Source organism: Candidatus Paceibacterota bacterium (assembly GCA_035452965.1).
In the GTDB taxonomy this organism is placed as follows: domain Bacteria; phylum Verrucomicrobiota; class Verrucomicrobiia; order Limisphaerales; family UBA8199; genus UBA8199.
This window is the reverse complement of the sequence record DAOTCE010000007.1, coordinates 53,620-70,632: the sequence shown is the minus strand read 5'-3', so window position 1 is coordinate 70,632 and position 17,013 is coordinate 53,620. Positions and strand designations below refer to the sequence as shown.

The 17,013-nt window shown below is 62.4% G+C and carries 10 protein-coding genes; 6 read left to right on the top strand and 4 right to left on the bottom strand.

Features of this window, described 5'->3' with window-relative positions; translation table 11 throughout:
• Positions 1–96: 96 nt before the first annotated feature.
• Entirely contained in the window at positions 97–822 is a 726-nt protein-coding gene (gene truB / locus P5205_08450) for a tRNA pseudouridine(55) synthase TruB (protein HSA10388.1), read from the bottom strand.
• Positions 823–1,246: 424 nt separating this feature from the next.
• On the opposite strand from truB, the gene P5205_08445 reads away from it, so the two are divergent.
• The 3 genes from P5205_08445 to P5205_08435 all read left to right on the top strand — a co-directional run bounded on the left by P5205_08445 (position 1,247) and on the right by P5205_08435 (position 7,715).
• A complete protein-coding gene (locus P5205_08445; protein HSA10387.1) occupies positions 1,247–2,509 on the top strand; it encodes a PEP-CTERM sorting domain-containing protein in 1,263 nt (420 codons plus the stop codon).
• Between the two features lie 350 nt (positions 2,510–2,859).
• A complete protein-coding gene (locus P5205_08440; protein ID HSA10386.1) occupies positions 2,860–5,202 on the top strand; it encodes a tetratricopeptide repeat protein in 2,343 nt (780 codons plus the stop codon).
• Complete coding sequence (locus P5205_08435) at positions 5,199–7,715, top strand: tetratricopeptide repeat protein (protein HSA10385.1); 2,517 nt, start codon at positions 5,199–5,201, stop codon at positions 7,713–7,715. The genes P5205_08440 and P5205_08435 overlap by 4 nt, the downstream gene beginning before the upstream one ends.
• A 4-nt stretch (positions 7,716–7,719) precedes the next feature.
• Here P5205_08435 and P5205_08430 read toward each other — a convergent pair whose 3' ends face one another.
• Genes P5205_08430 through P5205_08420 form a run of 3 tightly spaced genes read right to left on the bottom strand, consistent with a single transcriptional unit; the run spans position 7,720 to position 12,450 of the window.
• Entirely contained in the window at positions 7,720–9,855 is a 2,136-nt protein-coding gene (locus P5205_08430; protein HSA10384.1) for a hypothetical protein, read from the bottom strand.
• A gap of 3 nt (positions 9,856–9,858) precedes the next feature.
• On the bottom strand, positions 9,859–11,334 hold the full coding sequence (locus P5205_08425; GenBank protein HSA10383.1) for a phosphodiester glycosidase family protein: 1,476 nt from the start codon (positions 11,332–11,334) through the stop codon (positions 9,859–9,861).
• Between the two features lie 6 nt (positions 11,335–11,340).
• The gene (locus tag P5205_08420) at positions 11,341–12,450 is read right to left on the bottom strand and encodes a hypothetical protein (protein HSA10382.1); all 1,110 of its coding nucleotides are present in this window, start codon (positions 12,448–12,450) and stop codon (positions 11,341–11,343) included.
• A 164-nt stretch (positions 12,451–12,614) separates the two neighbouring features.
• Here P5205_08420 and P5205_08415 point away from each other — a divergent pair, with 164 nt between their 5' ends.
• From P5205_08415 to P5205_08405, 3 genes are read left to right on the top strand one after another with little or no spacing between them, the layout of a single operon-like run.
• Complete coding sequence (locus P5205_08415) at positions 12,615–14,195, top strand: hypothetical protein (protein HSA10381.1); 1,581 nt, start codon at positions 12,615–12,617, stop codon at positions 14,193–14,195.
• Positions 14,196–14,204: 9 nt separating this feature from the next.
• The gene (locus tag P5205_08410; protein ID HSA10380.1) at positions 14,205–15,620 is read left to right on the top strand and encodes an AGE family epimerase/isomerase; all 1,416 of its coding nucleotides are present in this window, start codon (positions 14,205–14,207) and stop codon (positions 15,618–15,620) included.
• A gap of 26 nt (positions 15,621–15,646) precedes the next feature.
• A complete protein-coding gene (locus P5205_08405; protein HSA10379.1) occupies positions 15,647–16,996 on the top strand; it encodes a trehalase family glycosidase in 1,350 nt (449 codons plus the stop codon).
• The last annotated feature ends 17 nt before the right edge of the window (positions 16,997–17,013 follow it).

The following is a 17,013-nucleotide window of genomic DNA, read 5'->3' as shown; positions in this document are numbered from 1 at the left end:
TCGTTAAATTAGTGGCGCGGGTTCTCAGGCGGCGAAGGTGGCGGGTAACCAGCCATCCTGATTCACTCATTTAACGTCGTCACACCAGATGGCCCTTTAGCTGCCCCCCGCCGCCGCCAATTTCAAGAACGGCAGCACCCGCTTCTCCAGTTCGCGCGGCGCCAGTTTCAGCACCTCCGCCAGTGGGATGGCCTGCGCTACCTCAAACTTGCCGGAGGTTACGCGCCGCAGCGTTGCCAGGTGCCCGCCGCAGCCGAGCTTCTGTCCCAGGTCGTGCGCAATGCTGCGGACGTAGGTGCCTTTGGTGCAGGCCAGTCGGAACTGCGCCAGCGGCTCCTGGTAGGCGCTGAAACGGAAGTTGTAAATGTGCACCAGGCGCGGCTCCCGCGGCACTTCGATGCCTTTTCGGGCCAGTTTGTAGAGCGGCACGCCGTCCTTCTTCACTGCGGACACCATCGGGGGCGTCTGCATGTGATCGCCCACGAACTCTCCTGCCGCCTGGTTGAGCTGGTCCAGCGTCAGCGGAGGTACTGGCAGTGACCCCACCAACTCGCCGTCTGCATCGTAGCTGTTGGTCGTCTCGCCGAGCTTGATCGCGCCCTCATAAACCTTGTCGTCGGACATCAGCTTCTCGGAGAGCTTTGTGCCGCGTCCAAGCACAATGATCAGCAGCCCGGTGGCATTCGGGTCAAGTGTGCCGCAATGGCCGACCTTCTTGATGCCGAAGCGCCGGCGAATGGCATCCACGACGTCGTGCGAGGTTGGCCCGGCGGGCTTGTCAATCAAGATGGCGCCATCGAGCGCCGTGAATTCTTGCATCATGCTCATGTAAGCTCGCTCCATGGTGCCCGTTGCCGGGGGTCCATTTGAAGGAAAATCGGCAGGAACCCGCCATCCCCATCCCATGACTGCACACTGTGCCGCGGCATGTAATAACTTCCGTGAATCACCGAAAAGACTGGGACGCCGCCCGTGTTGAATGACTGCTTGATTGTCAAAACAGGCCATTTTGGGCCATTTGTGCCTCTTCTGCGGGAATTTGGGCCGGGGGGTCTTGTCCATGGAATAGACAACCTTCCGGGCTTGACAAAGGGCGTCGTTTCTGCGCAAAATGACACTCAGCAGTAAAAACTGTAGACATGTTGTACTGGATCTATAGCAAATTGGGTTCCGCAGCAGCCCGCTGCCACTCCTGATTATCGCGATCTAAAAAGCACCAAAATCAACCAACCTGAAAGGCAAAAACATGAAGTTCCTCACCGCTATCGCCGTTTTGACGTTAAGTGCCGCCGCCGCCCTGGCTGACACCCTTGCCGTCATTCCAACCCTGACTGGCGACACTGCCAACGACGCCCGCGCCATTACCTCGGACGGCAAATGGATCGTTGGCCAATCCGGCACGCGTGGTTACATGTGGGAGGTCGGTTCCGCCAGCGCCATCAACGTGATCAGCGCTGACAACGCCCAATCCCAATACGCCAATGGCGTGGGCTACCGCACCTATGGCGGCCAGCAGCAGATCGTCATCTCGGGCATGACCTCCAGCGGCGCAGCCGAATGGATGACGATAAATGGCGGCACAACGTGGGGCAACAAGCGCCGCAACGCCAATTGGACCTATGGTCAGGCGATGGGCTTCGCCAACCAGCTCGGATCCTCCGCCGGGTCCGATGCCTACTACGTCAGCACCCGGAGCAACGCGCGGACAAGCCAGCTGGTTGTCATGAAAGGCGCCGGACTGTGGACGGTTCCCCCGACAACTCCCATGGTTGTTCCCGCGAATGTCTATTACACTAAAGGAATATCTGGTGACCAGGGTGAGATGCTGGGAACGAGCGCCAGCGGTCGGTCGGTTGGCTGGCGGGGTGTCAACAATTCCCAGGCGAACAAGCGTAACTACGTCCTCGATGCTGTAGCTAGTACAGCCTTTTTCTTCAATGGCTTGGATGGCACCGACTCCGGCGAAGCTTTCTCGGTTTCTGCCAATGGGCTCGTCGTCTTTGGGCGTTCCCGTACGTTGGCTGATCCCAGCAACTATTACGGCTACAAAGTTGAGAACCCGGGTGCGAGCCAGACGATCAACCCCCTGCCGTTGTTCGGGAACGAAGCGGGTTCGATTTCCCTGCAGATCCCATACGGCGCTTCTGCGGATGGGAAGTACGCTGTAGGCATGGCCTACCGTGGCATGGAGAAGGCCGTGATCTGGGATACGAGCGATAGCGTTGGCAACTGGCATGCGATTGACCTGACCGACCTGGCCGCCGGCCAAGGGATTCTTGATGGCTTCTCCCGCTTGAGTCGCGCGTACAGTGTGGCCAGCTATTGGGACGAAGAGGACATGCAGGTCTACGCGGTCATCACGGGCATCGGCTCCTGGTCACCCGACGGTGGGGTGACACCTTACACGACGCGTGCCTTCGCTATGACAGTGGCGATCCCTGAGCCGGCTACCGGCGCTCTGCTTGGCTTGGGCCTGTTAGGCCTCCTCGCCCTGCGCCGCAGGAAGTAAGTCAGTCCTGTCGTTTTGAGTCTCGCTGGAGCGCGGACGGCCTCGTCCGCGCTCTGTCGTTTCCATGCCCGGAGCTTGTGGACTATGGAGGGAGCCCCATCACAGCAGGGGTCACGTCGCTTTCGTAACAAGCCCTCCCCCCACTTTTTGCTCGCTTCCACCCTGACGTTACTCTAGTTGAATGGCACCGCGCGAACGCTCGCAAGCGGGTGGCTCGTCGCGCGCCAAGCATGGCACAACGCACCGCGAACCCAAATCTGCGACCTAGCCCCGCAAACCCGGGCGAGCCACCAACCTCGTCCGGACGCGGCGGCCCTTGCATTGCCATCTCGCTTGGTCTGTTGGCAGCCGTGGTGTGGACCTTCCTGCCCTCGCTCCGCAACGGCTTCGTGGACTACGACGACATGCTGTTTGTGACCGGCAACCTGCGAGTACAGGCCGGGATAAGCTGGTCAAACCTCATCTGGGCGTTCTCCCACGAGGTGGGCGCCAACTGGCATCCGCTCACGATTCTCTCCCACATGCTGGATTGCACGCTTTTCGGCCTGAAGCCCTGGGGCCATCACCTGACCAACGTCCTGCTACACGCCTCCAATGCCGTCCTGCTGTTCCTGCTGTTCAGAGGGATGACGGGCGCGACTTGGCGTTGCGCGGCTCTGGCCTTGCTCTTCGCTGTACATCCCCTCCGGGTGGAATCGGTCACGTGGATTTCGGAGCGTAAAGACGTCCTGAGCACCTTCTTCCTGCTGCTGACCCTGCTGGCCTATGCGCGCTATGCGCGAGAGTCCGAAGTCCCGAGTGCAAAGTCGGGAGTTTCCTACGGCTTGGCACTGGCCTTCTTCGCCTTGGGCCTGATGTCCAAACCAATGCTCGTCACACTGCCCTTCGTGCTCCTGCTGCTGGACTACTGGCCGCTCAACCGTTTTGGTTTTCAGACCCAAGACTCCAAACTCAAGACTCTTCTTCCCTTCGTCAGGGAGAAGCTGCCTTTCTTCGCCTTGGCGGCCGCGGGCAGCGCGCTCGCCTACGCGGTCCAAGCAGGAGCATTGAACATACCCAAGTGCAACGTGCTCCCGCTGGCAACAAGGCTCGCAAATGCCGTGGTCTCCTATTGCCGTTACCTGGGCACTATCTTCTGGCCGGTGGACTTGAGCCCGTTCTATCCGTATCCGGCCAGCTGGGGTGTGGCGGCCATTCTGGGGTCGGGCCTGGGGTTGCTGGTCATCTCGGTGCTGGTGTTCTTCTTTGGCCGGGAGCGGCGGTACCTGGCCGCTGGTTGGTGTTGGTTCCTGGGCACCCTGGTTCCGGTGATTGGCCTGGTGCAAATCGGCAGACAATCCATGGCCGACCACTACACCTATATTCCCGGCATCGGCGTGCTGCTGATGCTGGTCTGGGGCGCGCACGAGTTGGCCGCGCGTTGGCCTGGCCGGAGAGTCGTGCTGTCGGGTCTGGCCCTGGCGGTCGCGCTGGCCTGCGTCGGTCTCACGCGCCGCCAGATTGCCTACTGGAAGGACGACGAGACTCTGTGGCGCTACGCCCTGACCGTGACAAGGAACAACGACTTCGCCCACGGCAACCTGGCGTTCTACCTGGCCGTGCAGAAACGATTCGACGAGGCCATCCCGCACTATGAAGCAGCCATCCGGATCAACCCTCGCGATGCCAACCCCCGCGCCGCCCTGGCGTTCGCCCTGGTCCAGGTTGGCCGGCCGGCGGAGGCTATTCCGCATTACGAAGAAGCGCTGCGCTTGAACCCTGAGGATGCCGCCGCGCAGAGCAGCCTCGGCGGCCTGTGTGCGGGCCAGGGGCGATTCGACGAGGCCATCGCACGCTTCACCGAGGCGTTACGTCTCGAACCGGACTTCGTGGAAGCGCATCACAATCTGGGCCTCGCCCTGGCCAGCCTCGGGCGCTTCCGTGAGGCGGCTGCGCAGTTTCAAGAAGTCCTGCGCCTCAAACCGGACGACGCTAACGGCCGCCGAAAGCTCGACCAAATGCTGGCCATACTTCAGGATCCCGGAAAGGCCATCGAGGCGTATCGGGACGTGCTGCGGGCGAGACCGGCCGATGTTCGCGCACAAGCCGAGTTGGGCCGCGTGCTGCTGGAGAGCGGCCGGCTTGATGAGGCCTTGGAACACCTCACCGCGGCGGCCCGGCAGAGCCCTAAAAGCGCAGAGACCCAATACCAGTTCGGCGCAGCCCTTTCCCGCAAGGGTGAGGTGGAGAAGGCGGCGCGCCAATTCGAGCTGGCGCTCAGGCTCGAGCCCAAGTTTGCTCCGGCGCACTATGCGCTGGGGATACTGCGGCAGCACCAGGGACAGGTGGCCGAGGCGCTGCAGCACTGGCGGGAGGCGGCGCGGCTGGCTCCCCAGTGGGCGGACCCGCTCAACAACCTGGCATGGGTGCTGGCGACCAATCCGCGCGCGGACCTGCGGAACGGCCCGGAGGCGGTGAAGTTGGCTGAGCGGGCCGTCGAGTTGACCGGAACCAACACGGTGGGCATGCTGGACACGCTGGCCGCCGCCTATGCTGAGGCGGGGCGTTTTGCGGAGGCGCGTTCCACCGCTCGGCGGGCGCAGGCTACGGCTGCGGCAAAGGGGCAGGAGGTTTTGGCCGGCCAGATTGGCCGGCGTTCGGCGTTCTACGCTGCCCAGAAGCCCTATCGGGACACCCCGGACGTGAAGCCATGACCATCCGTTGGCCTCCGGCACTCGCTTCCCGACGTCTCTCGCTGGGGATCAGCATCCTGTTGTTCGGCCTCGTGTTCTGGGCGTTTCTGCCGTCGCTGCGCAACGGCTTCATTGACTACGACGACGCGCCGTTCGTCACCGCCAACCCCCAGGTCCAGAGTGGGCTGACCTGGAAGGGGGTTGCCTACGCGTTCTGCAACCCGGTGGCGGCCAATTGGCATCCGCTCACGACCCTTTCGCACATGCTGGACTGCTCGATCTTCGGCTTGAATCCCTGGGGCCATCACCTCACCAACGTCCTGCTCCACACCCTCAACGCCGTTCTGCTCTTTCTGGTCTTCCATCGCATGACCGGCGCGCCCTGGCGTTGCGCGGCCCTGGCGCTCCTGTTCGCCCTGCATCCCCTGCGCGTGGAATCAGTCGCTTGGGTTTCCGAACGCAAGGACGTTCTGAGCACCCTCTTCTGGCTCCTGACCCTGTTAGCCTACGCGCGCTATGCGCGCAATTCCAAAGTTCCGAGTGCAAAGTCCAAAGTCGCTTATGGCTTGGCCCTGGCCTTCTTCGCGCTGGGCCTGATGAGCAAGCCGATGCTCGTCACACTGCCCTTCGTCCTCCTGCTGCTCGACTACTGGCCGCTGGGCAGAATGGGGAGTGCAGAGTGCGGACTGCGGCATGAGGAATCACGCAACACGCAACAGGCGATCCACAACACACAATACTCAACACGCCCCCCACCACCGTTCCATCACTCAATCACTCCATTGCTCCGTTTGGCCTTGGAGAAGCTGCCGTTCTTCGGCCTGGCGTTCATGGTCGCCGTGATCGCGTTCACCGTCCAGGCCGGCGCCGAGAACATCAAGGCCACCGGCCAATTCGTCTTCACTGCCCGCCTGCAAAACGCGCTGGTCTCCTATGGCCGCTACGTGGGCAAGCTCTTTTGGCCGACCGACCTGAGCCCGTTCTACCCCTACCCAGCGGGCTGGGGTTGGGCCACGGTGCTGCCGTGCGGTTTTGCCCTGGCTGGAATCTCGGTCTGCGTGGTGGCGTGGGGGCGGCGACATCGGTATCTGCCGACCGGCTGGTTCTGGTTTGTGGGCACCCTCGTGCCGGTGATCGGTCTGGTGCAGATTGGCAAACAGTCCATGGCGGATCACTACACATATATTCCAACCATCGGGGTGCTGCTCATGCTGGTATGGGGGGCGCACGCACTGACCTTGCGGTGGCAGTGGCGGAAAGTCGGCCTGTCTGGGCTGGTGGTGGTGGCCACGCTGGCGTGCCTCGCTCTGACCCGTCGGCAGATTGGTTATTGGAAGGACGATGAAACTCTGTGGCGGCACGCCTTGGCGGTGACTGGGACGAATGAGCTAGCCATCCAGAACCTTGGGGCCGCCTACTACAACCAAGGCATCGCACTGGCCGGGCAAGGAGCATTCGACGAAGCCATTCGTTACTATGAGAAAGCTATCCATCTCACCCCCGAGAAGGACGACGCCCATAGCAGCCTCGGATATGCCTGGTTCAAGAAAGGCGATCTCGGTAAAGCCATCCGCGAGTACAATCAAGCGTTGCGCTTGAATCCCACTGACGCCGAGGCCCATAATAACGTTGGGTATGTTCTGTTTAGGCAAGGTCAGCCGGCGGAAGCGATTCGGCACTTTGACGAGGCGCTGCGCTTGAAGCCTGATTACCCGGAGGCGCATGATAACTTGGGAGCGGTGCTGGCAGGCCAGGGCCGTTACGCGGAGGCCGCGGTGCATTTTCGTGAAGCGCTGCGGTTCCAACCCGACTCTCCCGGCACGCGGCAGAAGCTGGAGCGCGCAGTGGCAATCGGCGAGAAGTTGGAGCGAGCCGCTGCGCCGTACCGGGAAGCGTTGCAGTCGAATCCTGGGGATGCCCGGGCTCGTGGCGAGTTGGGACGCGTATTGCTGGAGGCCGGCCAGATCGAGGAGGCCATGATACACTGCGGCGAAGCGGCGCGTTTGACTCCCGAGAACCCCGAGGCGCAGTACCAGCTTGGAGCGGTGCTGGCCCGAAAGGGAGAGGCAGAGGAGGCCGGACGACAGTTCGAGTTGGCGCTTCGGCTCGAGCCCGCTTTCGTCGCGGCGCATTACGCGCTGGGGATAGTGCGCCAGCAGCAAGGGCGCACGCCGGAAGCGATTGGCCACTGGCGAGAGGCGGTACGGTTGGCGCCGCAGTGGTCCGATCCATTGAACAACCTGGCTTGGGCCATGGCGACGGATGCGCGGGTGGAAGTGCGGGATGGGGCGGAGGCGGTGAGGCTCGCGGAGCAGGCGGTTGAATTGTCGGGCACGAATAACGTAGGGGTGCTGGACACGCTGGCGGCGGCGTATGCTGAGGCGGGGCGGTTTGAGGAGGCGAGTGTAACGGCCCGGCGAGCTCAAGCGGCAGCGACGACCCAAGGCCTGGAAGTCCTGGCCAGTCAGATCGGCGAGCGGCTGGCGCTCTACAGTTCCCGGCAGCCCTATCGGCAGCCCAGAGATCTGCATTAGTCCGCTACTTCCTGGGTTTGAAGAACGCTTCCGCGCCTTGAGCGGCAAGCGACTTCAAATCTTCGGGGCTAAGGGCGCGGCCGAGGACCAGGATGTCGTCCATGTTGCCGTTGAACTGTTCGTCGGTGCGGCCCAACTCCGCATCGTCGCCGACGAGCAGATCACGGGGCATCACGACCGGCGCGCCTCCCGGGAGCCACGCTTCGCCGGCGTCGGCACCGTCCAGGTAAAACCGGACATGCCCGTCGTCCCACGTCACGGCCAGGTGATGATACTTGCCGTCAGCGAAGGTGAGGGGTTGGGAGGTAACGGGAATACCGCGGCAGAACAGGCGAAGGCCGGGGATGGCCTTGCCGGACGGGTCGCACTCGAAGATGAGCTCGGACGTGTTGACGGGCCCGTTGCCATCGTAGGAGCTGAACAGCCGTCCCAAGCGGTTATCGGTGCTGCGGGCCATGACCGCTAGTGTGAAGCGGGTGCCGAGATTGGCGCTGTCGGTAATTTGCAGGCTGTTGAGCGGCCGCCAGAGGGAGGGGATGGTAACGGATTGGCTGCCGAAGGCGGCGTTCTTGGCGTCGCCGTCAATTTTGCTGGTGCCGCGGAACCGGAGGGAGCGTGCTGCATTAGGCGGCAGCTTGTTAGCGGCGCGGCGCCCGCCATCGCCCTCGAAGGTGAACAGAGCGGCGAGTGATTCCCGGTACGGATCGTCCAAGACCTTGACGTTGTCGCCGGCATAGAAGGAGTAGAGAGAGACGTTCTTGAGGAAGAAGCGCAGGCGCAAAGGCCCGCTGGTGGCAGGCAGCTCGGCGTGGTTCCGCCAGGCGACGACCTGGTCTATGCCGTCGCCGCGGGGCTCATTGCAGTCGTGCTTGCTATAACCGGGTACAACACTGCCGCTGTCATCGAGGACTTCGACCTGGAGCAAACCGGCGGCGGCCTCGCAATTGAGGTGAAGCTGGCCGGTAAGGCCGGTTAGGCGTTTGGTGGTGACCTCGCCGGGGATGTCTTCGCCGTCGAGTGAGGCGAAGCCGTCTTTGCGCAGGAACGCCAGCCCGATGGCAGAGTGGAAGGGGAGATAGTCGTGCAGGCCATCATAGCCGCTGTAATAGAGATAGAGCTGATCTCCCACGGGCACGATGGAAGCGCCGAAGACCATGCCGTGGTCCCACGTGCGCGGCGGGCCGCAGGGCAGCAGCGGCGGGCGGTCGCCATCCTCGCGCAGCCAGTGAATGCCGTTGCGGCTGGTGACCAGCTCGACGAAGATGGGACCGTGGAAGTAGCCTTCGTCATCCTCGGCGCGGTAGATGGACATTAGGCCAAGGTAGTGGCTTTGGCAGGCAAAGACGGGGCAGTTGTAGAAGTGGGTGCGCTGAACGGATCCGGGCTTGACCCAGCGGTCGTCAAAGTCATCGGGCGCCATGATCAACCGCATGGAGGGCCATGCTTCGAAGCCGGTCCCTTCGCTGTAACCAATGGCTCGGCGGCGCTGGCCGGCGACCAGGGCGTTGATTTTAGCGTAGGCACGGTACTTGTCAGTGAGCGGATCCCACATCAGGTGGCCGGTGTCGCCTGCCTTGAACAGTTCACCCTGGGTAAGGCGCTCCCAGCGAAGCCCGTCCGGGGAGGCGCGGAAGAAGAAGTTGCCGGAGTGGACGGCCTTGTAGCGGCGGGCGGGGTCGGGATCGTTCGGGGTGTGCATGATCGAGCCGCTGGCGCCAACGAAGTTATTATTGGAGGAGCCGTTGACCTTCCAAGGGAGCAGGCCCAAGTTCGGCTTCTGCCAATGGATGCCGTCAGAACTGACAGCGTAGAGGGCATGCCCGCGGTCGGGGTCGTTTGGGTGCGTCCAGCAGTGATACCACATGCGGAAGCCTTTGCCGTCTTCGGCGGGGAGAACAGTGCTGCAGGAAACGACGTTATGCTCCCACGGCTGATCCACCGCGAGGACGGGGTTGTTTGTGTACTTCTGGAAGGCATGGTAGCGGCGGACGATATTGTCCTTCGAGGCGACGAGGTAGTCATCCACGAAGAGCTGCCAGGGCCCGGTGAGGCCACCGACAGATTTGGCAGCCAGAGTGGTGGAGTACGGGGGGAGGGCCAGCAAGAACGCAAGAAAGACAGACCGGATGTGGAAGTGCATAAGTTAAGGAGCAGCGGTGATTTGGTTGAGTGAGGCCCAGCCGTCAGTCGCTCCGACACGGCAGAGCCACCAATGATTGCCTTTGGCGAAGACACCATTCAAGGACTCCGGCAAGATGGTGCCCGTGGCGGCATCGGCGGAATTGTCCAGCGTGCCGAACGTGGTACCTGGCCCCAGGCGGAGTTTGCCTGCGATGCGCACGTTCTGGCCGGCCTGGAACCGGGTGGACATCTTCGGCGGCAAGACCTCGGCGATGAAGTAGCCGTTGGACACCGCGCGGAGTATGCCGTACTTCTCGTCCTTGCCCTTGCCAGATGGAGTGTTTTTGACCTGGCCGTCCACCCACAGCGTCGAGGAGCCACCGCCGTCCTGCAGGATGGCATCGGTGACTTTGAGTTCGTCTCGGCAGAAGAAGCCCGTCTCGGTAAAAGTCATGCCGAGGCTTTGCCTGGAACGCCCATCAATGACGAGGAAGAAAAGGTGGCGCTCGTTGAAGGCGATGGCCGTGCGCGGATCCTTGACGACAGAACCGTGTCTTCTGCCTTGTTCGGCATATTTCTTCGCTTTGGCCTCCCAGTCGCGCGGTACTTTGCCGTTGACGAGGATCCGTTTTGGGCCGCCGATGCTGGCGTAGGCATTGCGCCAGTTCTGAGGGGCCAAGCCGCTGGCCTCGCTGCCATGGTCCTTGAGGCCGAGCTGGAAGGAAAGTGATTGGCCCGCGCGCGCGTGGCGCAGGAGTTCGGCGGCGGCTTTGCCGTGAGCGGAGAGGACGACGTGGTTGAAGGGCAGGGGAGTGGCGCCAGCGCTTTCGCCGACCTTGACAATCTGGCCTTGCGTTCCCGATCCAAGTCCCAGGGGGGCGTGCATGCGGATAAGGACCTCTGCGCCGCCGGGACTGGTGCCGGTGTTTGCCGCGAAATGCCACGTGTAGAGGGCGAGCGAGTTATCGGGGCGCGGCGCGTTGAGTTGGTCGACTCGCATCGTCGCGCCATCGGCAAAGACAACGCGCTGCAGCGGCGGGCCATTCCGCACATTGCCGCCCAGGAACGCCCGGCGGTCGCTTGTCCAGACGAAGCCGCTAATGCCGCTATATTCCCCAAAGCGTTTGGCAAACCAGCCAGCCATGATTTGGCCCTCAAACGGCACGCCGGTTCTGGGGTTGTAGTAGTCTCCGTTGATCGCAACCTTGACCGCGTAACGGTGGCCGTCAAAGGTTACGGAGTCGTCGTAGCGCGCCGCCATGTTGGGAACGGTCTCGTGGCCGCCTTTCATCGTGCCTTGGCCTTTCATAGAGTCAACGGTCCAGGTGTCTTTGCTGCGGTCGGCCCGGGCCACAAAGACGCGCACAGGTCCGGGGAGACTATACTCCCGGTAGTCGAGGCCCGGCGCGACGAAGGACCATTGGGAAGAAGCTGAACCAGCGCCGAGAGCGAAGGCTAAAGCCGCGGCAGAGTGGAAGGAGAGGGTCTTCAGCTTCATAGCAAGCTACTTGGCAAAGCGGCGTCGAAGTCGTGTGGCAGCTTCCGCCAGGCGTTTCAACTTCTCGTAGGCTTCGTCAATAGTCGGCGGCTCGGCGGAGTTTGGTGCAAAGCCGCAATCGGGGTTAAGGGCGATGCGTTCCGCTCCAATCGCCTGCGCTCCGGCCGCCGCGAGACTCTCGATGGCCTCGACCGACTGCGGCGATTCTGTCCGCACGTCCACCACGCCCATGCCGACGCCCATGTGCGCGGGCAGATATTTCAGGTCGCTGATGTCCCCGGTATGTTGGTAGGCAAACTCCAGGTTCACGCGGTCGAGCCTCGCGTCTTTCAACCGGGGCAGGATGGGCTTGTAATCGCCGGTGACATCGCTGCGGCGTTTATACACGCTGTGGCAGCAATGCAGGTGGACCTCTGCATGCAGTCCCTCCACAATTTGGTTGATCGCGGTGACGGCCAGGGGGAATTGCCGCTCGATGTCCCAACCCCGGCGTAAACGCTCGTCGTGGCTATCCTCGCCGGCCATGAGTTTGCGGTCGCAGAAGTAGGTGAGCGCGGGATCATCAAGCTGCACGACGTCAATGCCCGCCGCGGCGAGCGCCTGGGCCTCGCGCGCCAGCGCCTCGGCCAGGTGCTCCATGAAGTGCTCGCAGGTCGGGTAGGCGCGGGCGCTGTGTTCGACCTTCCAATAGCGGATGGCGATCAGGAACGGGCTGGGCAAGGCAAACTTGGTGCAGCGGTCCGTGTTGGCGCGCAGAAAGGCGGCATCCCGGGCGAACACCGGCTCGCGCAATTCCAGGCGCCGCACAATGACGCGCCGGTATTTCACCTCGCCCTGGTGTTCGTAGCGGTCAATGGCCTCGAAGCCGCCAATGCGATCCAGGAATTCGTCCACGTATTGCACCCGGCGCCATTCACCGTCGCTGATCACGTCAATGCCAGCCTGCTCCTGGAGCCGGATGGCAAACCGCACCATATCGTCCATGGCCGCGGCAAACCGCTCGGGCGGCAGCTCGGCCCGCCGCGCCAGCAAGTCGCGAACGGCCTGCGGCCGCGGCAGGGAGCCGATCGCATGCGTGTAGAACACCGGCAGCCGGGAAGTGCGTTCAGTCTTCATGCCTGAGTTAGCCTTGCCCGAGCCACCCAATGGCGCAAGCGGCTTCAGCTTGTCTAGCAGATGAACAGGTTATCTCGGTGGCGTCAAACCTCAATCGGGTTGACAGCGACGAAGTGCGAAATCATGCTTTTGCATCAACCGACACCTGCAGACACCTTATTGTTATGCAACAACCAGCTCGAATGTGCAGGCACGCCACCCAGCTAGCCTTGATTCTCTGCGGACTCTCCACCCTGGCGGCCGGGGAGCCGTTCTCCGTCGGCAGCCGTCGGCAACTGCTGATGGATGAGAAATTCGTCCAGCAAGCCAAAGGGATACAGTTTGTCGTCCACTCGCCTTGCAAGACCGGCGATCGCGCCATTATCTCGGAGCCGGATTTGGCGCTGGGAGGATACCACTCGGTGCTGCATGATGCGGGAGTCTACCATCTCTGGTACACGGCGGGGGCGAGCATCTTATACGCGCGTTCAAGCGACGGCATTCACTGGGTAAGGCCGAACCTGAACCTGACAGGGCGCGGCGCCGCAAACGGCTCGAACCTGCCTCCCAACCTCGTGCTGGGTCGGGGCGTTGGAGGCGTCGAAGGCGGGACCCATGGATTGATGGTATTCGTGGACCCAAAGGCGGGCGGCGGCGAACGGTTCAAGCTAGTGGCCAATCCTCCGGAGTTCGACAGCCAGCTCCAGATTTTCTCCTCCGCGGACGGCGTGCACTGGAAGCGCGCCTTCACAAACGTGATTACGTTTAACAACACCGTCAAGCCGCATCATCTGGATTCGCAGAACGTGATTTTCTGGGATGAGCGCATCCGGAAGTACGTGGCTTACTTTCGCAAGAACATGCGCGAGTTTGGGTCGCAAGGCCGGACCATTGCCCGCGCGGAATCTCCGGAGCTGAGTTTCTTTGCCAAGGTGGATGACTGCCCAGTGGTCATGCAGGCGGATCCCGAGCACGTCGTGCGCTCGGAGTCCCCCAGGAAAGAGCGCATCGCGCTGCTGGACCTGTACACGAACGGGGCGCTCAAGTATCCCTGGGCGGAGGATGCCTACTTGATGTTTCCGACCGAGTATTACCACTACGGGGGGCAAATTGCCGAGTTTCGCAAGCAGGCGCCGATCAATGCGGGTGTGCTGGACACCTGCTTCGCCAGCAGCCGGGACGGCCTCAAGTGGGAGCGGTACGACCACCGCCCGTTCGTGGGCCTGGGAATGAAGGGCGAGTTTGATTCAAAGCGCGTTTACATGGTCTATGGCGTCGTGCCCGCTGCCAACGATCGCGAGTTATACATGTATTACCTCGGCACCAGCGCGACGCACGGGTGGGACAGGAATGATGAGAACAACCGGCTGTTGACGGCAGCCGACGTTGCGCCCACCGGACCGGCGGCCATCAGCCGGGTCGTCTTGCGCCGGGACGGGTTTGTGTCCGTGCGGGCGGCGTTCGCGGGGGGCGAGTTTACCACCCCGCTGCTGCGGTTCACGGGTGAGCAACTGCTGCTGAACGTCAACACCTCGGCCTGTGGCGAACTTCGGGTCGAGCTGCTCGATGAGCAAGGGCAGGCGATTCCGAACCACACACTGCAGGACTGCGACTTGGTGCATACGGCCAACGAAATCAGCCGGGTCGTGAAATGGAAGGGCGAGAGTTCCTTGAAGGAACTGGCGGGGAAGCCCGTGCGCCTGCACTTTGTGATCCGCGACCTGGATCTATACGCATTTCAGTTCGCCGACCGCGGAGGTATTTAGGCTTTTTGCATGATTCAGCATGGCTGGCCCGGTCATATGAGCGAGGGAGAGAAGATCAGGCGTAGATCGTTCCTCTCGTCCGTCGCCACCGGGGGCATGGCGTTCTCGCTGCCGATGCTGGAGGAGAGACCCGCTGGGGCGGCGGAGCAGCGCAGCGGGGCCGGGGCTTCGAATCGCGGAGAAGTTCGAGAATCGCCGGCCCGCTCAGCCTTGCCATGCCGAATGAATCTTGATGGCTCCGTTGCCCGCATCGGGAAGTGGCGGCTCGGGGAGATCGAACGTTGGTATGAAGAGCAACTTGCAGTCGATACTATTGCCTTCTGGCAAGCCCACGGCATAGATCGCGAGCATGGCGGATATCTGCGCCCGGACAAGAAGACCAAGGCTTGCCAGACCACCGACAAGGATTTGTATTCTCAGGGCCGGCTGCTCTGGCTTTTCTCATTTCTGCATAACAACTTCGGGAAGGACCCAGAACACCTTGCGGCGGCGCGGCAGGGCAAGGAGGCGTTGGTCCGGCAAGGCCGCGTTGCGGGTGGTCACTGGGGAACGCTCTACAGCCGGGACTGGAAGCCGAAAGAAGGATTTCTGGATATCTACGCCGACGTGTACATGGTGCTCGGCCTCCAGGAATACTACAAGGCGACAGGCGACGATGAGGCCAGGAAGCTCGCTTTGGAAACTACTTTGGCCGCCACCCGGACCGTGCTCGCGCCGGAATACCTTGGCGCCGGGCACGGGCCGGTCTATGAGCCGGGGATCAAGCGCCTCGGCACCTGGGTGCACTTGCTCTTTCCCCTGACCCAATTCCTGTCGCACACGCCGGATGAAAGACTGGAACGCATCGCGCGCTTTTGTGTGCGGAGCATCCTGACCCGGCACTGGCAGCGGGATGAAGGATTCGCCTGGGAATGCCTGGACCATCTGTACCAACCCTATTCCCGGGACTACCTGAGCCAATGGACTAAAGACTATGACTGGGCTCACCAGATCCTGGGCTGGCACACGATTCAGGCCGCTTTCAACGTCATGTTCGAGGCCCTCAGGCTCGACAACCGGGAGATGTTTTATGACGGCCTGGCACTGGGCTTTCAGACGTTGCGCGCGCATTGGAGTAGCGCGGGCAATGGCGGACCGCAGGAATTCGATGGCCCGGAAAGTCTGAAGCAGCGCGCCGGGAAGCCAGAGCCTGACGCCGCCATTTACGATTACCTGTTGTTTACGCTTCTGGCCATCGAGCACACACTTTCGCCCGACGCGATTGAATGGTTCGAGACGATCTACGCTGCCGCGTTGAGGCGGCCGGAGGGCATCTATACCGGCTCGCTCACCCTGCACGAGCCGAGGGGCGTCATGCTTGCGCTGCTGATCCTTAAGCGTCTCAAGGAGCGCAACGGGAGGTCTTCCAGCTTTCTCCAACGCTGATGGTAGCCTCCAGCCTGAGAGTCCGCGTGAACCGCACCCCAGCCACCCTTTCCCAAGCCGGCCCTACGCGCCGGCAGTTCCTGAAGACCGCGATGCTCGGTTCGATCGCGTGGGCCGCTTGCCGGCTCCGCGCCGGCACGAACGCGCCGGTTATCTCATCCTGGGATTCCAGCCAAGCCGCGGCTGACCGATGGCTTGAGCGGCAGCGCCGGAAGGTTTCGAGGCGGGATTTCGAGCTGCTGCGCCGCGCCAAGGAGGTGTTGTATCGGAATATCCTCACCGAGGGCGAACTCGGTAAACCGCTGCCCTGGGCGCCGCGGCGTGGCATCTGCCCCGCGCCTGGCAAGTATCGCGGGGTCTGGAATTGGGACGGGAGTTTTCATGCGCTGGCTGTCTCGCGTTGGGACGGCGAGTTGGCGCGCGAGCAACTTCGGATTATCCTCGACCGCCAGCTGCCTTCCGGTGCGCTCATAAACAACATTCGCGCCAGTGGACTCGTCCGTGATCGTTACGGTCAGCCGCCAGTGATGCCCTGGGTGTGCGCGCTTATGCACCAGCGCGCCCCCCACAACACTTTCCTGGCGAGCGCCTATCGGCAATTCACCAGATTCGAGCAACACTGGTGGCGCGATCGCGGGGGCGAGGCGGAAGGTCTCTTCCACTACTATGCCGACCTTACCCACAATGCGAAAGAGGACAACCAGGCGATCCGTTTCGAATCGGGCTGGGACAACTCCGTTCGGTGGGACGACGGCGTGGAACTCTGGACGGTGGACCTCAACGGGTACATGGTGCTGTTCTACCGGGCGATGGAACGCATGGCGCGGTGGCTCGGGTTGCCGGACGAAGCGCAGCGGTGGCGCGCCCGGCGCGAGGCTCTGGCGGCGAAGATCAACGACCGCCTCTTCAATCCGAGAGCCGGCGCCTACCTCGACCGCCGGCGTGACACGGGCCAGTTCTCCGAGGCACTGTCGCCAGCCTCGTTTTTGCCGCTCTTTGCGGGAGTGGCGCAGCGCGCCAAAGCACGCGCAATGGCTAAGCTGGCGACAGACCCTGCGAGGCTATTCCCTGGCATGCCAACGGTGGCCTACAACCATCCGCGCTACGAAAGCGGCGGATATTGGCGCGGCCCCAGTTGGCCGGAGACAACCTACTTTGCTGCCAAGGGCCTGAAGTTCTACGGTTATAAGAAGACCGCCGAGGCGCTTCGACAGAACCTGCTCAACTGGTGCGCCATGAATGCCGACGCACTCTACGAGTACTACGATTCGAAGTCAGGCAAGGGTCTTGGCGAGCCGCAACTGGCCTGCACCGGTGCCCTCATCATCGAGTTCATCCTGAACTGGGATGCACCGGACAACCTGGCTGGCGCCTGAGTGCGCTGGCGCGTCGC

Bases quoted from the DNA above. Each gene is read 5' to 3' on its own strand.
- truB (HSA10388.1), bottom strand. From the start codon at position 822: ATGATGCAAGAATTCACGGCGCTCGATGGCGCCATCTTGATTGACAAG.
- P5205_08445 (HSA10387.1), top strand. From the start codon at position 1,247: ATGAAGTTCCTCACCGCTATCGCCGTTTTGACGTTAAGTGCCGCCGCC.
- P5205_08435 (HSA10385.1), top strand. From the start codon at position 5,199: ATGACCATCCGTTGGCCTCCGGCACTCGCTTCCCGACGTCTCTCGCTG.
- P5205_08430 (HSA10384.1), bottom strand. From the start codon at position 9,855: ATGCACTTCCACATCCGGTCTGTCTTTCTTGCGTTCTTGCTGGCCCTC.
- P5205_08425 (HSA10383.1), bottom strand. From the start codon at position 11,334: ATGAAGCTGAAGACCCTCTCCTTCCACTCTGCCGCGGCTTTAGCCTTC.
- P5205_08420 (HSA10382.1), bottom strand. From the start codon at position 12,450: ATGAAGACTGAACGCACTTCCCGGCTGCCGGTGTTCTACACGCATGCG.
- P5205_08415 (HSA10381.1), top strand. From the start codon at position 12,615: ATGCAACAACCAGCTCGAATGTGCAGGCACGCCACCCAGCTAGCCTTG.
- P5205_08410 (HSA10380.1), top strand. From the start codon at position 14,205: ATGATTCAGCATGGCTGGCCCGGTCATATGAGCGAGGGAGAGAAGATC.